Genomic DNA, 16,264 nt, shown 5'->3' with positions numbered 1-16,264 from the left:
GAAGGTCACCCGCAGGTCATCTGTAACGGCCTTGCCGGCATTGATCCAGGCCCCTACGCTGGGACGGCAAATCCTTTACCTCTTCGAACACGGGGTCTCTATGCGCAAAATTCGCACTATCCTCGGCGTCACTCTCGCCGGAGCATGTGCACTGGCCGCGGTGCCGGGCACGGCGTCCGCGGCTCCGGTCTCCGCCCCTCTGAAGGGCGCGCAGGCCCTCCCCGGCGACGTCACCGGTGCCTACTACTCGGTCGCGCCGGCCCGGCTGCTGGACACCCGCAACGGGACGGGCGCCCCGGTCGGCAAGATCGGCGCCGGCAAGAAGGTCGACCTCCAGGTCTCCGGCCGTGGTGGCGTGCCGACCAGCGGTGTCGGCGCGGTCGTGCTGAACGTGACCGTCACCGGTCCCACCGCCGCGAGCTTCCTCACCGCCTACCCGGCGGGCGAGTCCCGGCCCACCGCCTCCTCGATCAACTTCGCCAAGGACTGGCTGGGCTCCAACAACGTCACCGTGAAGCTCGGCACCGGTGGCAAGGTCTCGGTCTTCAACAACAGCGGCTCGACCGACGTGATCGTCGACGTGGTCGGCTTCTACGCGGGCGACGACACCCTCACCAACCGCAACGGCGGCCAGTACGAGTGGTACGTGCCGCAGCGGTACTGGGACACCCGGGAGGACCCGGAGGGCAAGCCGCCGGCCGGTCAGGTGCTGGAATACTCGCTCGACTTCGGCGACTACAACCCGCACGTCAAGTCGCTGGTCTTCAACCTCACCGCCGTCTCGCCGGCCAAGTCCGGCTTCCTCACCGCGTGGTCCGGTGCGGGCGCCCGGCCGACCGCCTCGACGGTGAACTACCTCGCCGGCAAGAACGTGCCGAACCTGTCCTTCGTGCAGACCACTCCCTGCACCGGCACCGAGCAGTACGAGTGGTGCACCAAGGGTGCGCCGAAGTTCAAGATCTACACCTCGCAGGCGGCGCACGTCCTGGTCGACCTGGTCGGTGTGGTCGACGACGGCGAGTCCCCGTACGGCATGCGGTTCGCGCCGCTGAGCCCGACCCGGATCGTGGACAGCCGCTCGAACCTGGGCATCACCGGCGCCATCCCGGCGGGCGGGGTCCGTAAGGTCACCGCGCCGGCCGAACTGGTCACCCCCGACACCGGAGTGCTGGCGATGAACGTCACCGCCGTCACCCCGACCAAGAACACGGTCGTCACCACCTGGCCGGCCGACTACGACGGCATCGACAAGCCCGACACCAGCAACCTGAACCCGTACGCGGGCCAGGTCGTCTCCAATGGCGTGCTCGGACCCATCGGCCCGAACTACGCGTTCAACGTGCACAACCTCTCCGGCAGCACCCACCTGGTCGCTGACGTGGTCGGCACGTTCTACTTCCCGCCGGCGACGGCCAAGACGGCCAAGTCGGCCAAGGCCACCCCGGCCACGTCGAACGCGGTTCCCTCCGCCAACCGGCGCTGACCGACACCCGCGACACCGCAGGGCGTCCCGACCATATGGTCGGGGCGCCCTCGCGTCTCCACGAATGGTGAATCCGGGGACGGCGTTGTCGACGCCGATCCGGTGGCACGCAATGCCCTTTCGTGGCATTCCGTCTTTGCGGCCTTGCCGCAGGTGATCACCATCCATAGTTGTGTCCACAATCATTCTTTCTTCTTCACGGGGTATTCATGCGCACTTTCCGCGCTCTTCTCGGCATGGGAATTGCCGGGGCCTGTGTGTTGGCCGGGCTACCGGGGGTGGCACTCGCCGCGGTGGACGACTCCGACCGGCCGAGCAACCTCCAGGCGGAGCCGACCAGCAGTGTGGTCGGCACCTACTACCCGATGACGACGCCCAGCCGGATCCTGGACACGCGTACCGGCAACGGCACGCCGAAGGGCAAGATCGGCCCGGGGCGGAAGATCGACCTTCAGGTCGCCGGCCGCGAGGGACTGCCGGCCCAGGGCATCGGCGCGGTGGTGCTGAACGTGACCGTCAGCGGCCCCACGGCGAGCAGCTTCGTCACCGTCTACCCGGGTGGCGAGGCGCTGCCGACGGCCTCCACGATCAACTTCGCCAAGGGCTGGCTGGGCTCCAACAACGCCACCGTCAAGCTCGGCGTCGACGGCAAGGTGTCGGTCTACAACCGCAACGGCGAGACCGACGTGGTGATCGACGTGGTCGGCTTCTACGCCGGTGACGAGAGCGTCATGGCCGAGTACGGGATGGGCGGCCAGGTGCAGTGGTACGAGCCCTACCGGATCATGGACACCCGCACCCGTGGGGTGATTCCCGCCGGGGGCGAGTTCAACGCCTGGATCGACTTCAGGGACTACAACGCGAAGGTCAAGGGGCTGATCCTCAACGTCACGGCGGTGAGCCCGCAGAAGGCGGGCTTCCTCACCGTCTGGTCGGGTGAGGGGGCCCGGCCGAACTCCTCCACCGTCAACTACGCGGCAGGCAAGGTGGTGCCGAACCTGTCGTACGTGAAGACGATGCCGTGCCCCTCGGGTAGTTGCAACGGGGCTACCGGCGCGGCGCGTTACCGGTTCTACACGTCGGCGACCACCCACATCGTGGTGGACCTGGTCGGGGTGGTCGACGACGGCACCGAGGTCGACGGCATGCGATTCACCCCGACGAGCCCGACCCGCATCGTGGACAGCCGGATCGGGCAGGGCCTGCCGAAGGCGCTCGGGCCGAACGTGACGGGGAAGGTCACCGCCCCGCCCGTGCTGTTGACCGAGGCGACCCAGGTGCTGGCGATGAACGTCACGGCGGTCGCTCCCACGGCGAACACCGTCATCACCGTCTGGCCCGCCGACACCGGGATGTCGAAGCCGAACGCGAGCAACCTGAACCCCGCGCCGGGTCAGGTCGTCTCCAACGGCGTGCTGGGGGTCCTCGGCCCGCAGGACGCGTTCTACGTCAGCAACCTCTCGGGCACCACCAACCTGGTGGCCGACGTGGTCGGCACGTTCTACGTGTATCCGGGCACGGCAGCCGGCACCCGGCGTACCACGGGCAAGCCTGCGGTGGCCGGCAGCGGATGGTCGGTCGCTCTCGGCTGACCGACCCGGCGGAACGGAAGGGCGTCCCGGCTTCGGTCGGGACGCCCTTCTGCCGTTCGGGAACCCGTCACCCGCGTCCAGGCCAACGCCGCCACCGGACGCGGTCCCCGGGGGCTCAGCCGGCGGCCGGTTCCCGGGTGTCGGCCGGTACGACCAGCGGCGCTCCGGTGACCGGGTCGGGGACGACCTGGTTCGGCATCCCGAAGACCTCGGCGACGAGTTCGACGCCGACCGTCGAGGCGGGATGGCCCTCGGCCACGATCCGGCCGTCGCGCATCGCCACGAGATGGGTGGCGTACCGGGCCGCGTGGTTGAGGTCGTGTAGCACGGCCACCACGGTGCGGCCCTGGGTGACCAGGCGGTGCAGCACGTTGAGCACGTCGATCTGGTGCGCCACGTCCAGGTAGGTGGTGGGCTCGTCGAGCAGGACGATCGAGGTCTCCTGGGCCAGCACCATGGCGATCCAGGCCCGCTGCCGTTGCCCGCCGGAGAGTTCGTCCACCCGACGGTCGGCCAGGTCGGTCGTGCCGGTCGAGGTCAGGGCCGACTCGACGGCCTCCTCGTCGGCGTGCGAGAAGCGGCGGAGCACCTGCTGGTGGGCGTAGCGGCCCCGGCCGACCAGCTCCCGGACGGTGATCCCCTCGGGTGCGGTCATGGTCTGCGGGAGGAGGGCGATCCGGCGGGCGCGTTCCTTCGCCGGCAGGGTGACGAGGTCCGATCCGTCGAGCAGGACCCGGCCCACGGCGGGGCGGAGCAGCCCGGACAGCGCCCGCAGGAGCGTCGACTTGCCGCACGCGTTCGGCCCGATGAGCACGGTGAACGAGCCGTCCGGCACCGCGAAGGACAGCTCCTCGCTGACGGTCCGCTGGTCGTAGCGGAGGGTGACCCGTTCCGCACGGAGTCGGGCGTTCAGCTGGTCGACCATCGGGTCCTCCTGATCTCGTGGACGAGCAGCCAGAGCAGGTACCCGCCGCCGAGGGTGACCGTCACCACCCCCACCGGCACGGTCAGCGGGATCACGTGCTGGGCGACCAGGTCGGAGCCGAGCAGCAGCACCGCCCCCACCACGGCGGTGGCGGCGAGCGGCAGGCCCGGTGCCCGGACGAGCCGGCGGGCGATCTGCGGGGCGGCCAGGGCCACGAAGGAGATCGGACCGGCCACCGTGGTGACGGCGCTGACCAGGACGACCGCGATCAGCACGAGGGTGGCGCGGTTCCGGTCGACCGCGACTCCGCTGGCGGCGGCGACGTCGTCGCCCAGTTCGAGCTGGGCCAGGGCCGCCGACCACAGTGGGGTGATCAGCAGCAGCACCAGGATGACCCCGGCGGCGGGCCAGACCACCTCGGCGGTGGCGGTGTTGAGGGAGCCGGCACCCCAGGCGGCGGCGAAGAGCGCCGTCTCCAGGTCGGCGCGGAGCAACAGCCAGGTGTTGGTGGCGGCGAGCATCGAGGAGACCCCGACCCCCACCACGATGAACCGGAACCCGGAGAGCCCGTCCCGGTACGCGAGCAGGTAGATCGCCAGGGCGGCCAGCAGGCCACCGGCGAGCGAGCCGAGCATCAGCAGGTGCCAGCCGCCGCCGAGCAGCAGCAGGGCGATCAGCATGCCGGTGAACGAGCCGTTGGCCAGGCCGATGATGTCCGGGCTGGCCAACGGGTTGCGGGTGATGGTCTGGAAGATCGCTCCGGCGACGCCGAGCGCCGCGCCGAAGGTGATGGCGGCGGCGATCCGGGGCAGCCGCCATTCCAGCACGACGGTGCGGGTCAGCCCGCCGATCCGGCCGCCGAGCACGCCGAGCACCTCGTCGAAGCGGAGCGGGAAGTCGCCCACCCAGAGGCCGACCACCGCCAGCGCCGTGACGAGCAGCGCCGCGGTGGCGCAGACGGCGGCCTCGCGTACGCCGACGGCCACGTGCCGGCGGTCGGTGCCGAGCACCAGCCGGCGGCGTCCACCGGTGAGCCGGATCGGCCGGTTCCCGGCGCTCACAGCGCGGTCGCCTGTCGGCGTCGGGCCAGCGCGATCAGCACCGGCGCGCCCACGAACGCGGTGACGATGCCGACCGGCATCTCGCTGGGCAGGACGGCGACCCGGCCGAGCACGTCGGCCAGCAGCACCAGGACCCCGCCGGCCAGCAGGGAGCCGCCGAGGATCCGGCGCTGGTCGGTGCCGACGCCCCAGCGCACCAGGTGCGGCACCACGAGCCCGACGAACGAGATGGGGCCGGCGATGGCGCTCGCCCCACCGGCGAGCAGGGTCACCGCGCCCAGCACGAGCAGCCGGGTCCGGACCAGGCTGACGCCCTGCGCGGCGGCCAGGTCCGGACCGAGCGCGAGCGCGTTCAGGCTGCGTGCCGCGAGCAGCGCCGCGAGCAGCCCGGCCGCGATCAGCGGCAGCACCGGGAGCAGCACGGCGGTGTCGCGTTCGAGCAGGCTGCCGGCGTTCCAGCCGCGCATCCGGTCGAAGGTGTCGGGGTGGGTGAGGGTGATCCCGGTGGTCACTCCGGCCAGCACCGCGCCGGTGGCCACCCCGGTCACCAGCAGCCTGGTCGGGGTGGCCCGCAGGTCGGCGGCACCGCCGACGGCGTACACGGCGACGGCGATCAGGAGCGCGCCGAGCAGGGCGAGCCACATGTAGGCGGCCGGCGAGGTGACCCCGAAGAAGGCGATGCCCACGGCGACGAACGCGGCAGCGCCGGCGTTGACGCCGAGGATGCCCGGTTCGGCGAGCGCGTTGCGGGTGAACGCCTGCATCAGGGCGCCCGCGACCCCGAGCCCGGCGCCGACCAGCAGTCCGGCCAGGGTGCGCGGCAGGCGCTGTCCCCAGACCACGTACTGCGCGGTATCGGTGCCCGCGCCCCGCAGCGCCGCCCACACGTCCGACGGGGGCACCGGGTTCGCGCCGACGAAGACCGACAACACCAGCGACCCCAGGAGCACGGCGACCGCCCCGGTCAGCCAGCGCCGGGTGGTACGCCGACGCGCGGCGCGGCCGGTGACCGGCCGTGCCGCGCGGGCGGGTGTGGTGGTGGTCAACTCGACGCGGTGAGGATGCGTTCGAGGTCGTCGAGGACGGTCTGCCCACCGACCGTGCCGACGCCGGTGATCCAGAAGGACTGGTCGACCAGGTGCAGACGGGGGAAGGCGGCGGCGTTGGCGCTGACCGAGGCCGGGATGGTGCTGCGGTCGTTCACGTCGACGGTGGTGACGAAGACGTGGTCGGCCTTGGCCTCCAGCACCCGCTCGGGGGAGATGTCGACCGAGATGGAGTTCTCCCAGTCGCGCTTCGGGGTGGTGAAGCCGACGCACTCCAGCGCGCTGCCCGCGAAGGAGGTGGGCCCGTACAGCGTGAGGACGCCGTCCCGGGGGCGGATGAGCTGTGCGGACTTGCCGGCGGTGCCGAACTTCTTGGCGATCTCCGCGCACCGCTGCTGGTAGTCGTCGAGGAGCTTGTCGGCGGAGTCCGCGCCGCCGAGCGTGGTCGCGGTGAACCGGACGTTGTCCTGCCACGGGTCCGACTGCGAGGTCATGAAGACGGTCGGGGCGACGGCGGTGAGCTGGTCGTAGAGGGCGGAGTGCCGGGATTCCGTGCCGATGATCAGGTCGGGCTTGAGGGCCGCGATCTTCTGCACGTTGGGTTCCTGGACGGTGCCGACGGTGGTGATGCCGGCTGCCTTGTCCCCGAGGTACTTCGGCACTCCGGCGGCCTCGTTGAGCACGGCCGCGCCGACGGGGGTGATGTCCAGGGCGATGGCGGTGTCGAGCTGGACCGGTTCGAGGACGACGACCCGGGCCGGCTTGGCCGGCACGTCGGCCTTGCCGCGCGCGTGTTCGACGCTTCTGGTGTCACCGACGCCGCTCGCCTGGTCGGAGTCGGCGGAGCCGCAGGCGGCCACGGCGAACGCCATCGTCGAGGCGATGGTGAGGGCGAGGAGGCGTCGGCGGGTTGTTCGAGGGGTTGGCGAGCGCATGGTGCGGGTTTCCCGTCTGGCGACTTACAGTGAGGGCGTGGTGGCGATTTAGGTTAGCATTACCTAATCCACTGCCTCGTCGCGGGATGGGCGATCATGCCAATAGCCCTGTGTGTGAACCTGCTGCGGGTCGACGTCCGCAGCCGTAAAGAGCCGGCGCACCTGCGCAATCTTGCTACTCTCCGTAGCCACCCAGGCGTAGAAGCGAGTCCCCGACCCGGCCGCCGCCGCGCCGTGCTCGGCCAACCAGTCGCCCACCAGAGCGGTCAGCGCCGTCCCGCCCCGGTCCCCGCCCCGCAACCGGACCTCGACCGAGTGGCCGCCGGTCACGTCGTCGAGGGTGGCGGCGTCCGCTGCGGCACCGGCCTCCAGCAGGACCGTCGCCCGCACCCCCGGCCCGAGGCTGGGCAGGATGCCCCGCACCGCCGGGTACGCGGTCTCGTCCGCCGCGATCAACACCTGGTCCGCCGGCCCCGGCTCCCACTGCACGCCGTACCCGGGCTGGCCGGCCCGGACGTGCGGGCCCGACAGCAGCAGCCGGTCGTCCGGGCGGGCCGCCGCCGCCCAGCCGCTCGCCGGACCGTGCGGCTGGTGCAGGTAGAAGTCCAGGTCCAGCTCACCCGCCGCCGGCCGGGTCCGGTACGCGGTGTAACTGCGCAGCCATGGACGCTCGCGGTCGGGGATGGACCGCCACTCACGCCGCCACTCCTGCTCGGGCTGCCCCGCCCGCAGCTCGGCCGGGTAGTCGCCGGTGACCGGCAGCATGATCTTGATGCGCTGGTCGAGCTGGTGCGGAGCCAGCTCCCGCAGTCGTTCGTCGCCGAGCGTGACGCGGACGAAACCGGGCGACAGGCGTCGGGTCGCCGTCACGACTGTCTCGAACAAAACGTTGGGCGAGTTCCGGAATGCAGCCATGCCGGCAGAGATTAGCGGGCCGCGCCCGGCCTGTTCACCGCCCCCAGTCCTGCTTGGCGGCCCGGACCAGCTTGTCCTTCAGCTCCCGGGTGTGCCGTCGGCTCACCGGCAGCTCGGCGGCATCGATCAACACCACGTACCCCGAGTTGACCAGGCGCAGCTCCGCGATCAGCTTCAACTGCACCAGGTACGACCGGTGGATACGGACGAAACCGGCGTCCGCCCAGCGCTCGGCGAGGGTGGCCAGCGAGACCCGGACCAGGTGCGACCCGTCGGCGGTGTGCAGCCGGGCGTAGTCGCCCTGCGCCTCCACCCACCGCACCGCCGAGCGGGGCAGCATCCGGGTCGTCCCGGCCAGCTCCACCGGGATCGTCGGGTCCTCCTCGGCCCGTGCCAGGGCCGCCGGGTGCGACGGCACCACCCGGGCACCCGTCACCCGACGCAACGACTCGGCCAGCCGTTCGGCGCGTACCGGCTTGCGGACGTAGTCGGTGGCGCCCAGGTCGAACGCGTCCACCGCCCCGTCGTCGTACGCGGTGACGAAGACGATCGCGGGTGGCCGAGCGAACCGGCGCAGCACCCGGGCCAGCTCCATGCCGTCCAGGCCGGGCATCCGGATGTCCAGGAAGACCACGTCCACGTCGGCGTCCCGCAGCACCCGCAACGCCTCGGTGGCGTCACCCGCCGTGTGCAGCCGGGCCACCCGGGGATCGGCCCGCAGGTGGTACGCCAACTCGTCGAGCGCCGGCGGCTCGTCGTCGACGGCCAGCACCCGCAGGAACCCGGACGCGCTCACCGCGCTGGTCCGCTCGGTCACGAGCCGGCCCGTACGCCCGGGTGGAACTTCGGGATCCGCAGGCTCACCTTCGTACCCGAGCCGGGGCCGGTCTCGACGACCAGGCCGAACCCGTCGCCGAAGACCGACCGGAGCCGTTCGTCGACGTTGGAGAGGCCGACGTGCTGGCCCGGGTCGTCGGTCGGGTCGCTGCCGGCCCGGGTCAGCTCGGCGATCCCCGCGGTCAGCGTGGCCGGGTCCATCCCCACTCCGTCGTCCTCCACCGTGATGTGACACTCCGCACCCGCGTCCCGGGCCTCGATGCTCACCATGCCGGTACCGGGCTTGCGCGACAACCCGTGCCGCACCGCGTTCTCCACCAACGGCTGGAGGCAGAGGAACGGCAGGGTCACCGGCAGCACCTCCGGGGCGATCTGCAACCGCACCTGCAACCGGTCGCCGAACCGGGCCCGTTCGATGGTCAGGTACCGGTCGATCGAGCGCAACTCCTCGGCGAGGGTGGTGAACTCCCCGTGCGCCCGGAACGAGTACCGGGTGAACTCGGCGAACTCCAGGATCAGCTCCCGGGCCCGTTCCGGGTCGGTGCGGACGAACGAACCGATCGCGGTCAGCGCGTTGTAGATGAAGTGCGGGCTGATCTGCGCCCGCAGCGCCCGGATCTCCGCGCGGGCCAGCCGCTCCCGGGACGAGTCCAGCTCGGCCAGCGAGAGCTGGTTGCCGGCCCAGTGCGCGGTCTCCCGGGTGGCCTGCACCAGACCGGGCGCGGGCGGCCCGTCGGCCACCGCGACCAGCGCCCCCGTCACCCGGCCGTCCGCCGACAGCGGTGCCACCACCGCCCCGCGTACCAGGCAGTCCACCCGGTCGCAGTGCAGCTCCGCCTCGCCCAGCACGGTCGACCGGCCGGTCTCGGCCACCCGCCGGGCCGCCGCGAGCAGTTGGTCGCCGTGGTGCCCGCCGCGCCCGTCCAGGGCGAGCAGCGTGTCGGCGTCCGTCAACGCCAGCCCGGCCGACCCCACCAACACCCGCAGATGGCGTACGGCCTTCGCCGCGCCCGCCGGATGCAGCCCTCCGCGCAGCGGCTCGGCGGCCAGGCCGGCGGTGTGCAGCACCTCGTAGGTGGCCCGCTGGGTGGCGGTGGCGATGCCCCGTCGCCCGCGCAGCCGCAGCGCCGCCCAGAGCGCGGCGGCGAGCGCGGTCACCAGCGACACGACGCCGACCACGGCGGAGATGTTGCCGTTCACCCCGCGATCCTGGCCTGTCCGGGTCGCCACGCCAAGCGGGTCAGTACGCGCCCTTGCGGGCCAGCACCACACCCACCGTGCGCCACAGGATGCTCAGGTCGTACGCCAGCGACCAGTTGTCGACGTAGTACAGGTCGAGCCGGACCGACTCGTCCCAGGACAGATCGGAGCGCCCGGAGACCTGCCACAGCCCGGTCATTCCCGGCCGGACCAGCAGCCGACGCCGGACGTCACCCAGGAAGTCACCGTCGTCGGCGGGCAGCGGACGCGGCCCCACCAGCGACATCTCCCCCCAGAGCACGTTGATCAGCTGGGGCAGCTCGTCCAGCGAGGAGGCCCGCAGGAAGCGACCGACCGGGAAGACCCGGGGGTCCTGCTTCATCTTGAACAACATGCCGTCGGTCTCGTTCTGGTCGACCAGGCCGGCCAGCCGCTCCTCGGCGTTGACGTACATGGTGCGGAACTTCCAGACCCGGAAGGTACGGCCCTCGTGGCCGACCCGGGGCTGCCGGAAGAAGACCGGGCCGGGGTCGGAGAGCCGGATGGCCAGCCCGATGGCGAGGAAGACCGGCACCAGCATCAGCAGGCCCAGCCCGGCGGCGACCCGGTCCAGGAGGTTCTTGGCCAGCAGCGCCGGCCCGGACAGGGTCGGCTCCTCCACGTGCAGCAGCGGCAGACCCTCGATCGGGCGGATGTGCACCCGGGGGCCGGCGATGTCGGTGAGCTGCGGTGCGACCACCAGGTCGACGCCGGAGCCCTCCAACTGCCAGGCCAGCCGGCGCAGCTCGCCCGGTTCGGCGCTGGCCGAACCGCAGACCGCGATGGTGTCCCCGCCGACCTCCCGGACCAGGGCCAGCACGTCCCGGCCGGCGTACACCGGGACGGGGGTCTCGATGCCCCGGGCGGCGGCGTACCCGTCGGTGATGTGGATGGCCACCGGCACCAGGCCGGCGCTCGGGTTGCGGGTGACCGCGACGTAGACCTCCAGGCACTCCGGCAGGGTGCCCACCAGCACCATCCGGTGCCCGGCCTGCCCGGCCCGGCTACGCATGTTGTGCAGCACGAACCGGGCGGCGATCCGGCCGAAGAGAACCAGCACCAATGCCCCGGCCAGGGCGAAGCCCACCGTGTAACGGGACAGGTCGGTCTTGGTGGCGAAGGCGACGAACGAGACGGTCGCGGCGACCGCGACACCGCCCCGGATGACCCGTTTGTACTCCTCCGGGCCGAGACCGAGGTAACGCCGGTCGTAGGCCCGGTTACCCCACAGGAGCACCAACCAGCCGAGCGGCACCAGCACGAAGACCACGGTGTAGAACCAGGTCGGGTCCGCCTGCGCGTTGTAGAAGCCCGCCCGCGCCTGGCCGAACGCCTCCTGGGCGATCCAGTCGGCAAGCACCACGGCGGCGAAGTCGAGCAGCAGCAGCGCGAGAATGTACGGCCGGTGCCAGCGGGACACCCGGCGACGCGCGCGGGCCCAGGCCGACCGGGGCACCCCGTTGTGTGACGGCGGTGTCGGCGGCTGGATCTCGAAGCTGTCGACGTGCCGCACGAGTTTGCTCCGGCCTGTGTTGGTTACCGGGCGCTGGAGGCTTGTCGTCACCTCAACCCATGTCCTCCCGCATGACACGCGCCGCTCACTCGCCGTGAGGGGCCCGGGTCGCCCACCGTTCCAGTCTCCCACGCTGCCAGCAGGTCAAACGCGGACCCGAGGGGCTTTGCGTCTGGGGCTGCCAACGAGGAACCGGCCGACTTCACGTCAGTTTTCGAAGCCGGGGACCGAGCCACTATACCGATGGATGACCGGCGGGGTAGAGCGCGGACGGGGAGGTTCCAGGCACCAGGGCCGATACCTCTCCGTAACCGTGACGTGTCGTCACTCACCGTACGAGGCGGGACAACCGACGGTCAGCGAGCGGTTTGCCCCCGGTCTGGCAGGTGGGGCAGTACTGGAGGCTCGAATCGGCGAACGACACCTCGCGTACCGTGTCGCCACAGACCGGACAGGCCAGCCCGGTCCGGGCGTGCACCTTCAACCCGGAGCGCTTCTCGCTCTTCAGCTCCGCCGCCCGGTGCCCGGCCGAGCGGCGTACCGCGTCGCCGAGCACCGTCCGGGTCGCCGCGTGCAGGTTGGCGAGCTGGTCGTCGGTGAGCCGGTCGGTGATCGCGAACGGGGACAGCCGCGCCGCGTGCAGGATCTCGTCGGAGTACGCGTTGCCGACGCCGCAGAGCACCGCCTGGTCGGTCAGCACCCCCTTGACCTGCCCCCGTCGGCTGCGCAACCGTTCGGTGAAGGTGGCCAGGTCGGCGTCGAGCGCGTCCGGCCCGAGCTTGGCCACCCCGGGGACCTGCGCCGGGTCGGTCACCAGGTAGGCGGCGAGCTTCTTCTGGGTGCCCGCCTCGGTGAGGTCGAACCCAGAGCCGTCGTCGAGGCGTACCCGCAGGGCGATCGGGCCCTTGCCGGGGCGCAGCGGGGTGGTCGACGGAAACGCCTCCCGGTAGTGCAGCCAGCCGGCGCGAGCCAGGTGCACCACCAGGTGCAGGTCACCGTCGAAGATCACGTCGAGGAACTTGCCGTGCCGCCGGGCGTCCACCACCGCCCGGCCCGACACCGCCGAGGGCGCCGGGTCGTACGTCTTCAGGGCGCTGATCGCGGCGACCTCGACCCGGTCGACGCGTCGCCCCACGGCGCGCTCACGCAGGTAGCCCGCGAGCGCTTCCACCTCCGGTAGTTCGGGCACCACCTCACGGTAGCCTTCGTTCCCGTGAGCGCGAGGAATGAGCTTGCGAGTCCCTGCCGCGAGCGCGAGGAGTGAGCTTGCGAGCCCCGCAGTCGCGAGCAGGGGTAGGCACAGCCGCGAACGAAAGGCAAGCTCAGTGAGAATCGTGGTGGCGCACAACCGGTACCGGGAAGCCCAGCCGTCGGGTGAGAACACGATGGTCGACTCGGAGATCGGGCAGCTCACCGCCGCCGGGGTCGAGGTGCTGCCGTTCATCCGCAGCTCGGACGAGATCCCGTCGATGCCGAAGTCGGCCAAGGCGCTGCTGCCGATCTCACCGATCTACGCCCCGCGCGCCCAGCAGGATCTGTCCCGGCTGCTCACCGAGCACCGGCCGGACGTGCTGCACCTGCACAACCCGTACCCGCTGCTCTCGCCCTGGGTGGTGCGGACCGCGCACAAACACGGGGTGCCGGTGGTGCAGACGGTGCACAACTACCGGCAGGTCTGCTCCTCGGGGATCTACTTCCGCGACGGCGTCATCTGCCAGGACTGCAAGGGCCGGGCGCTGGCCGTGCCGGCGATCGTGCACCGCTGCTACCGCGACTCGCGGGCGCAGAGCGCGCTGATGGCGACCACGCTGGCCGTGCACCGGGGCACCTGGCGCTCGGTGGACCGGTTCATCGCGCTCACCTCGGCCATCGGTGACCACCTGCGCGACTACGGCATCCCGGCCGACCGGATCGTGGTCAAGCCGAACGCGGTGCCCGACCCGGGTGGCCCCGCCCCGCTCGGCGACGGCTTCCTCTACCTGGCTCGGCTGACCCCGGAGAAGGGCCTCGACCTGCTGCTGGACGCCTGGCGTCGGCACCCGGTGGGCACCCTGGGCACGCTGCGGGTCGCCGGGGACGGCGAGCTGCGCCCGCTGGTCGAGGCCGCCGCCGCCGAGCGCGCCGACGTCGTCTACCTGGGCCAGCTCGACCGGGCCGGGGTACGCGCCGCCGTCGAGGCGAGCGCCGTGGTGATCGCCGCGTCGATGTGGCACGACGTGCTGCCCACGGTGATCATCGAGGCACTGGCCAGTGGGCGGCCGGTGCTCGGCACCGCGCTCGGCGGCATCCCGTACCTGGTCGGCGCGGACGCCCCGCACGAGCCCGCCGGCACCGGCCCGGCCGCCGTCGCCTCGGCCGTCGCCGGCCACCTCCCGCCGCCGGCCGGTCCGCCGGCGGTGCCGGTCGGCCTGGTCAGCGGCACCGCCGGCTGGGTGGTGCCGCCGGACCCGGCCGCGCTGGCCGCCGCGCTTCCGGTCGCGCGGGCAGGTGCCGCCATGCTCTCCGCACCGGCCCGGCTGCGGTACGAGCAGACGTTCCACCCGGACGTGGTCATCAAGCGGCACCTCGCCATCTACGCCGCCCTCACCCGCCCCCACTGACCGGCCCCCTTGGCCGCCTCTTCCCCGAACTCGGCGTGCTGGCCTGCTGCTGCCGGGAGGGGTAGCCGGGCGTGTCGCGGACCGACCCACATACCCGCAGGAAGCGGTATGCCGAGCTGGCATATTTATGCCAGCTCGGCATACCGCTCGTCAGTAAGTCAGTAGGTCGGACTCGGCGGCGGTGCGGGCGCGAGGTTGGCCCTGTTGTACGTACCGCCGGCGGTGTGACCCCTCGATCTGCTGCTGGCCGCCCGCGAGGACGATGAGCGGTCACCTAACCCCGACTTGCCTGTGTTCCAAGCCGAGAGGTAGGGCTTGCCGGGCGGCCAGCCGAGGCGGACTCGATGACGTTGCGGGCAGCAATGGACAACCGGCAGTCCGGAATCCGGCAGACCCGGCAGTGACCGTCGGGGCCGGGCCGGTGGTCGCGGAGGACCGCTCGGGCGGTGAGGATCAGCCGGTTGCGGATCTGCGCCAACGACAGGTTCGGCGCGGTCATGGTCAGGTCACCCCGAGGGCGGCGGCGAACTGGATGATCGTGGCCGGGGCCTGCGGGGTACGGGCCACCTGGGCGAGCACCTCCCGGGCGGCGGGCCGGTGGCGTACCTCGGCCGGTGCCATCCGGGCGGCGTCGACCAGGACCCGGCCCGCGTTGGTCGGGTCGTCGGCCTGGACGTAGGCGCGGGCCGCATCGATCAGGTGCGCCGCCCGGTGTTCCAGTGGCAGCCACCGCCAGGCGTCCCGCCTGGTCGTCTTCTCGTGCCAGGCCACCGCCTCGCCCGCGTGACCCAGGTCGAGGGCGGCGGCGGTACGGGCGAGGTCGACCGCCGTCGGCCCGAACGCGGTCCGGTGGTGGTCGTGGCCCTCGCCGACCTGCGCGGCCATGTCGGCGGCCTCGTCGAGGAGTTCGGTGGTGGCGTGGTCGTCGCCCCGGCGGGCCGCTGCCAGGGCGGCCTGCACCAGCAACGTCCCGCACAGCGACAACTCACCAGGGCCACCGTCGTCGAGGTCGGGCGGGGCGATCCGGTACGCGGCGGCGAGCGCCGCCGAGCCCGCCGCCCGTGCCCGCCCCGAGGCGCGGAACACCTGGCCGAGCTGCACCGTGGCGGCGGCCACCAACAGGGGATCGCCGGCCCCGGTGGCCATGGCCCGGTCTGCGGCCAGCCAACCCAGGTCGACCTCACCGAGCTTCACCAGCAGCGACGCGGTGAGCCGGTACGCCTCCACCAGCAGCGGGCGGCTCCGCTCGTGATCGTCGGCGGCGACCCGTTGCACGCCGGCCAGCAGACCCGGCAGGACGGCGATCACCTGTGGGTACCGGGCATGCTGGAACTGCACCCAGGCGTGCCCGACATCCCGGGCCGCCCGATCGGCCGGCAGCACACCACGGGCCGCCGGTCGGCCCAGCGCGATCTCGTACGCCGACAGGGCGTCCCGGATCCGCTCCACCCCCGCGACCCGCTCGGCCGCCGTGGCGGGTTGCGCGTCCCGGCCGAGCAGCACGGCGGTGTCGATCCGCAGCACGGCGGCGATGTCCCGCAACGTCGACACCTTGTCGAGGGACCGGACGCCCCGCTCGACCTTGTCGACCCAGGACTTCGACTTGCCGAGCCGATCGGCGAACACCTGCTGCGACAGTTTCCGCCGACACCGCCAGTACGCCACCCGCCGGCCGACGGGCAACAACTCGCTACTGTCCACGACGCCACCGCCGGTCCGGCACCGCCCGAGTGGTCTCCTCGGCCGGTATTCGCTCCGCCTCGGCCTGGGCGAGGATCCGTTGCCGCGCCGCCTCGCGCTCCGCCGCCTGGATCTGCTCGCCCCGGTCCTCACGGTCGGGCTTGCGCCGCGCCGTCACGACCAGCACCCCGCCCGGTACTCCCCCGCCAGGGTCAGCAGCGGCCGTTCCGGCAGGTGGGGCACCCGCGCCACCCCTATCACCCGGTACGCCCCGAGGCGCTCCGCGTGGCTCGTCGCCGGGCGGAGGCGGTCGAGTGGATTCACCCGCCGACGCCTGAACGGCCAGACCTTCGCCAGCAGACCGGGCTGCGTCGGGTTCTTCGCGTGCCGAGCCATGAGACCTCCCGAAGATTATTCCGGTTACTCGAAACAGGATCC

General features: G+C 72.1%; 15 protein-coding genes. 3 read left to right on the top strand and 12 right to left on the bottom strand.

Going from position 1 to position 16,264, the window contains the following annotated elements; genetic code table 11:
• The first annotated feature begins 160 nt into the window (after positions 1 to 160).
• Positions 161 to 1,483, top strand: coding sequence for a hypothetical protein (locus ACIG87_RS14130; RefSeq protein ID WP_396850911.1), 1,323 nt, complete (start codon positions 161 to 163; stop codon positions 1,481 to 1,483).
• A gap of 236 nt (positions 1,484 to 1,719) precedes the next feature.
• Positions 1,720 to 3,075, top strand: coding sequence for a hypothetical protein (locus tag ACIG87_RS14125; protein WP_396850910.1), 1,356 nt, complete (start codon positions 1,720 to 1,722; stop codon positions 3,073 to 3,075).
• Positions 3,076 to 3,190: 115 nt separating this feature from the next.
• Here ACIG87_RS14125 and ACIG87_RS14120 read toward each other — a convergent pair whose 3' ends face one another.
• The 9 genes from ACIG87_RS14120 to ACIG87_RS14080 form a co-directional block, all read right to left on the bottom strand.
• Positions 3,191 to 3,988: an ABC transporter ATP-binding protein gene (locus ACIG87_RS14120; protein WP_396851099.1), complete on the bottom strand. Its 798-nt coding sequence runs from the start codon at positions 3,986 to 3,988 to the stop codon at positions 3,191 to 3,193.
• Positions 3,985 to 5,061 (bottom strand): FecCD family ABC transporter permease, encoded by a 1,077-nt coding sequence (locus ACIG87_RS14115; RefSeq protein ID WP_396850909.1) that lies wholly within the window; start codon positions 5,059 to 5,061, stop codon positions 3,985 to 3,987. Before ACIG87_RS14115 ends, ACIG87_RS14120 begins: the two co-directional genes overlap by 4 nt.
• Positions 5,058 to 6,107 carry an iron chelate uptake ABC transporter family permease subunit gene (locus tag ACIG87_RS14110; RefSeq protein ID WP_396850908.1) on the bottom strand — a complete coding sequence of 350 codons (1,050 nt, stop codon included), beginning with the start codon at positions 6,105 to 6,107 and terminating at the stop codon, positions 5,058 to 5,060. The genes ACIG87_RS14115 and ACIG87_RS14110 overlap by 4 nt, the downstream gene beginning before the upstream one ends.
• A complete protein-coding gene (locus ACIG87_RS14105) occupies positions 6,104 to 6,979 on the bottom strand; it encodes an ABC transporter substrate-binding protein (protein WP_396850907.1) in 876 nt (291 codons plus the stop codon). Before ACIG87_RS14105 ends, ACIG87_RS14110 begins: the two co-directional genes overlap by 4 nt.
• A 126-nt stretch (positions 6,980 to 7,105) precedes the next feature.
• Positions 7,106 to 7,957, bottom strand: a complete 852-nt coding sequence (locus ACIG87_RS14100) for a siderophore-interacting protein (RefSeq protein WP_396850906.1) — start codon at positions 7,955 to 7,957, stop codon at positions 7,106 to 7,108.
• Between the two features lie 34 nt (positions 7,958 to 7,991).
• Positions 7,992 to 8,753 carry a LytR/AlgR family response regulator transcription factor gene (locus ACIG87_RS14095; RefSeq protein ID WP_396851098.1) on the bottom strand — a complete coding sequence of 254 codons (762 nt, stop codon included), beginning with the start codon at positions 8,751 to 8,753 and terminating at the stop codon, positions 7,992 to 7,994.
• A 17-nt stretch (positions 8,754 to 8,770) separates the two neighbouring features.
• On the bottom strand, positions 8,771 to 9,994 hold the full coding sequence (locus tag ACIG87_RS14090; RefSeq protein WP_396850905.1) for a sensor histidine kinase: 1,224 nt from the start codon (positions 9,992 to 9,994) through the stop codon (positions 8,771 to 8,773).
• 40 nt (positions 9,995 to 10,034) lie between these two features.
• On the bottom strand, positions 10,035 to 11,546 hold the full coding sequence (locus ACIG87_RS14085; RefSeq protein WP_396850904.1) for a sugar transferase: 1,512 nt from the start codon (positions 11,544 to 11,546) through the stop codon (positions 10,035 to 10,037).
• Positions 11,547 to 11,874: 328 nt separating this feature from the next.
• Positions 11,875 to 12,735: an Fpg/Nei family DNA glycosylase gene (locus ACIG87_RS14080; RefSeq protein WP_396850903.1), complete on the bottom strand. Its 861-nt coding sequence runs from the start codon at positions 12,733 to 12,735 to the stop codon at positions 11,875 to 11,877.
• A gap of 136 nt (positions 12,736 to 12,871) precedes the next feature.
• On the opposite strand from ACIG87_RS14080, the gene ACIG87_RS14075 reads away from it, so the two are divergent.
• A complete protein-coding gene (locus tag ACIG87_RS14075) occupies positions 12,872 to 14,146 on the top strand; it encodes a glycosyltransferase (protein ID WP_396850902.1) in 1,275 nt (424 codons plus the stop codon).
• 501 nt (positions 14,147 to 14,647) lie between these two features.
• Here ACIG87_RS14075 and ACIG87_RS14070 read toward each other — a convergent pair.
• From ACIG87_RS14070 to ACIG87_RS14060, 3 genes are read right to left on the bottom strand one after another with little or no spacing between them, the layout of a single operon-like run.
• Entirely contained in the window at positions 14,648 to 15,847 is a 1,200-nt protein-coding gene (locus ACIG87_RS14070) for a helix-turn-helix domain-containing protein (RefSeq protein WP_396850901.1), read from the bottom strand.
• Positions 15,837 to 16,004, bottom strand: a complete 168-nt coding sequence (locus tag ACIG87_RS14065; protein WP_396850900.1) for a hypothetical protein — start codon at positions 16,002 to 16,004, stop codon at positions 15,837 to 15,839. The genes ACIG87_RS14070 and ACIG87_RS14065 overlap by 11 nt, the downstream gene beginning before the upstream one ends.
• Positions 16,001 to 16,222 (bottom strand): hypothetical protein, encoded by a 222-nt coding sequence (locus ACIG87_RS14060; protein ID WP_396850899.1) that lies wholly within the window; start codon positions 16,220 to 16,222, stop codon positions 16,001 to 16,003. Before ACIG87_RS14060 ends, ACIG87_RS14065 begins: the two co-directional genes overlap by 4 nt.
• Between the last annotated feature and the right edge of the window lie 42 nt (positions 16,223 to 16,264).

Origin of the sequence: Micromonospora sp. NPDC051925, assembly GCF_044548625.1 — a bacterium.
Classification (GTDB): domain Bacteria; phylum Actinomycetota; class Actinomycetes; order Mycobacteriales; family Micromonosporaceae; genus Micromonospora.
This window is presented reverse-complemented; position numbering and strand designations above follow the sequence as displayed.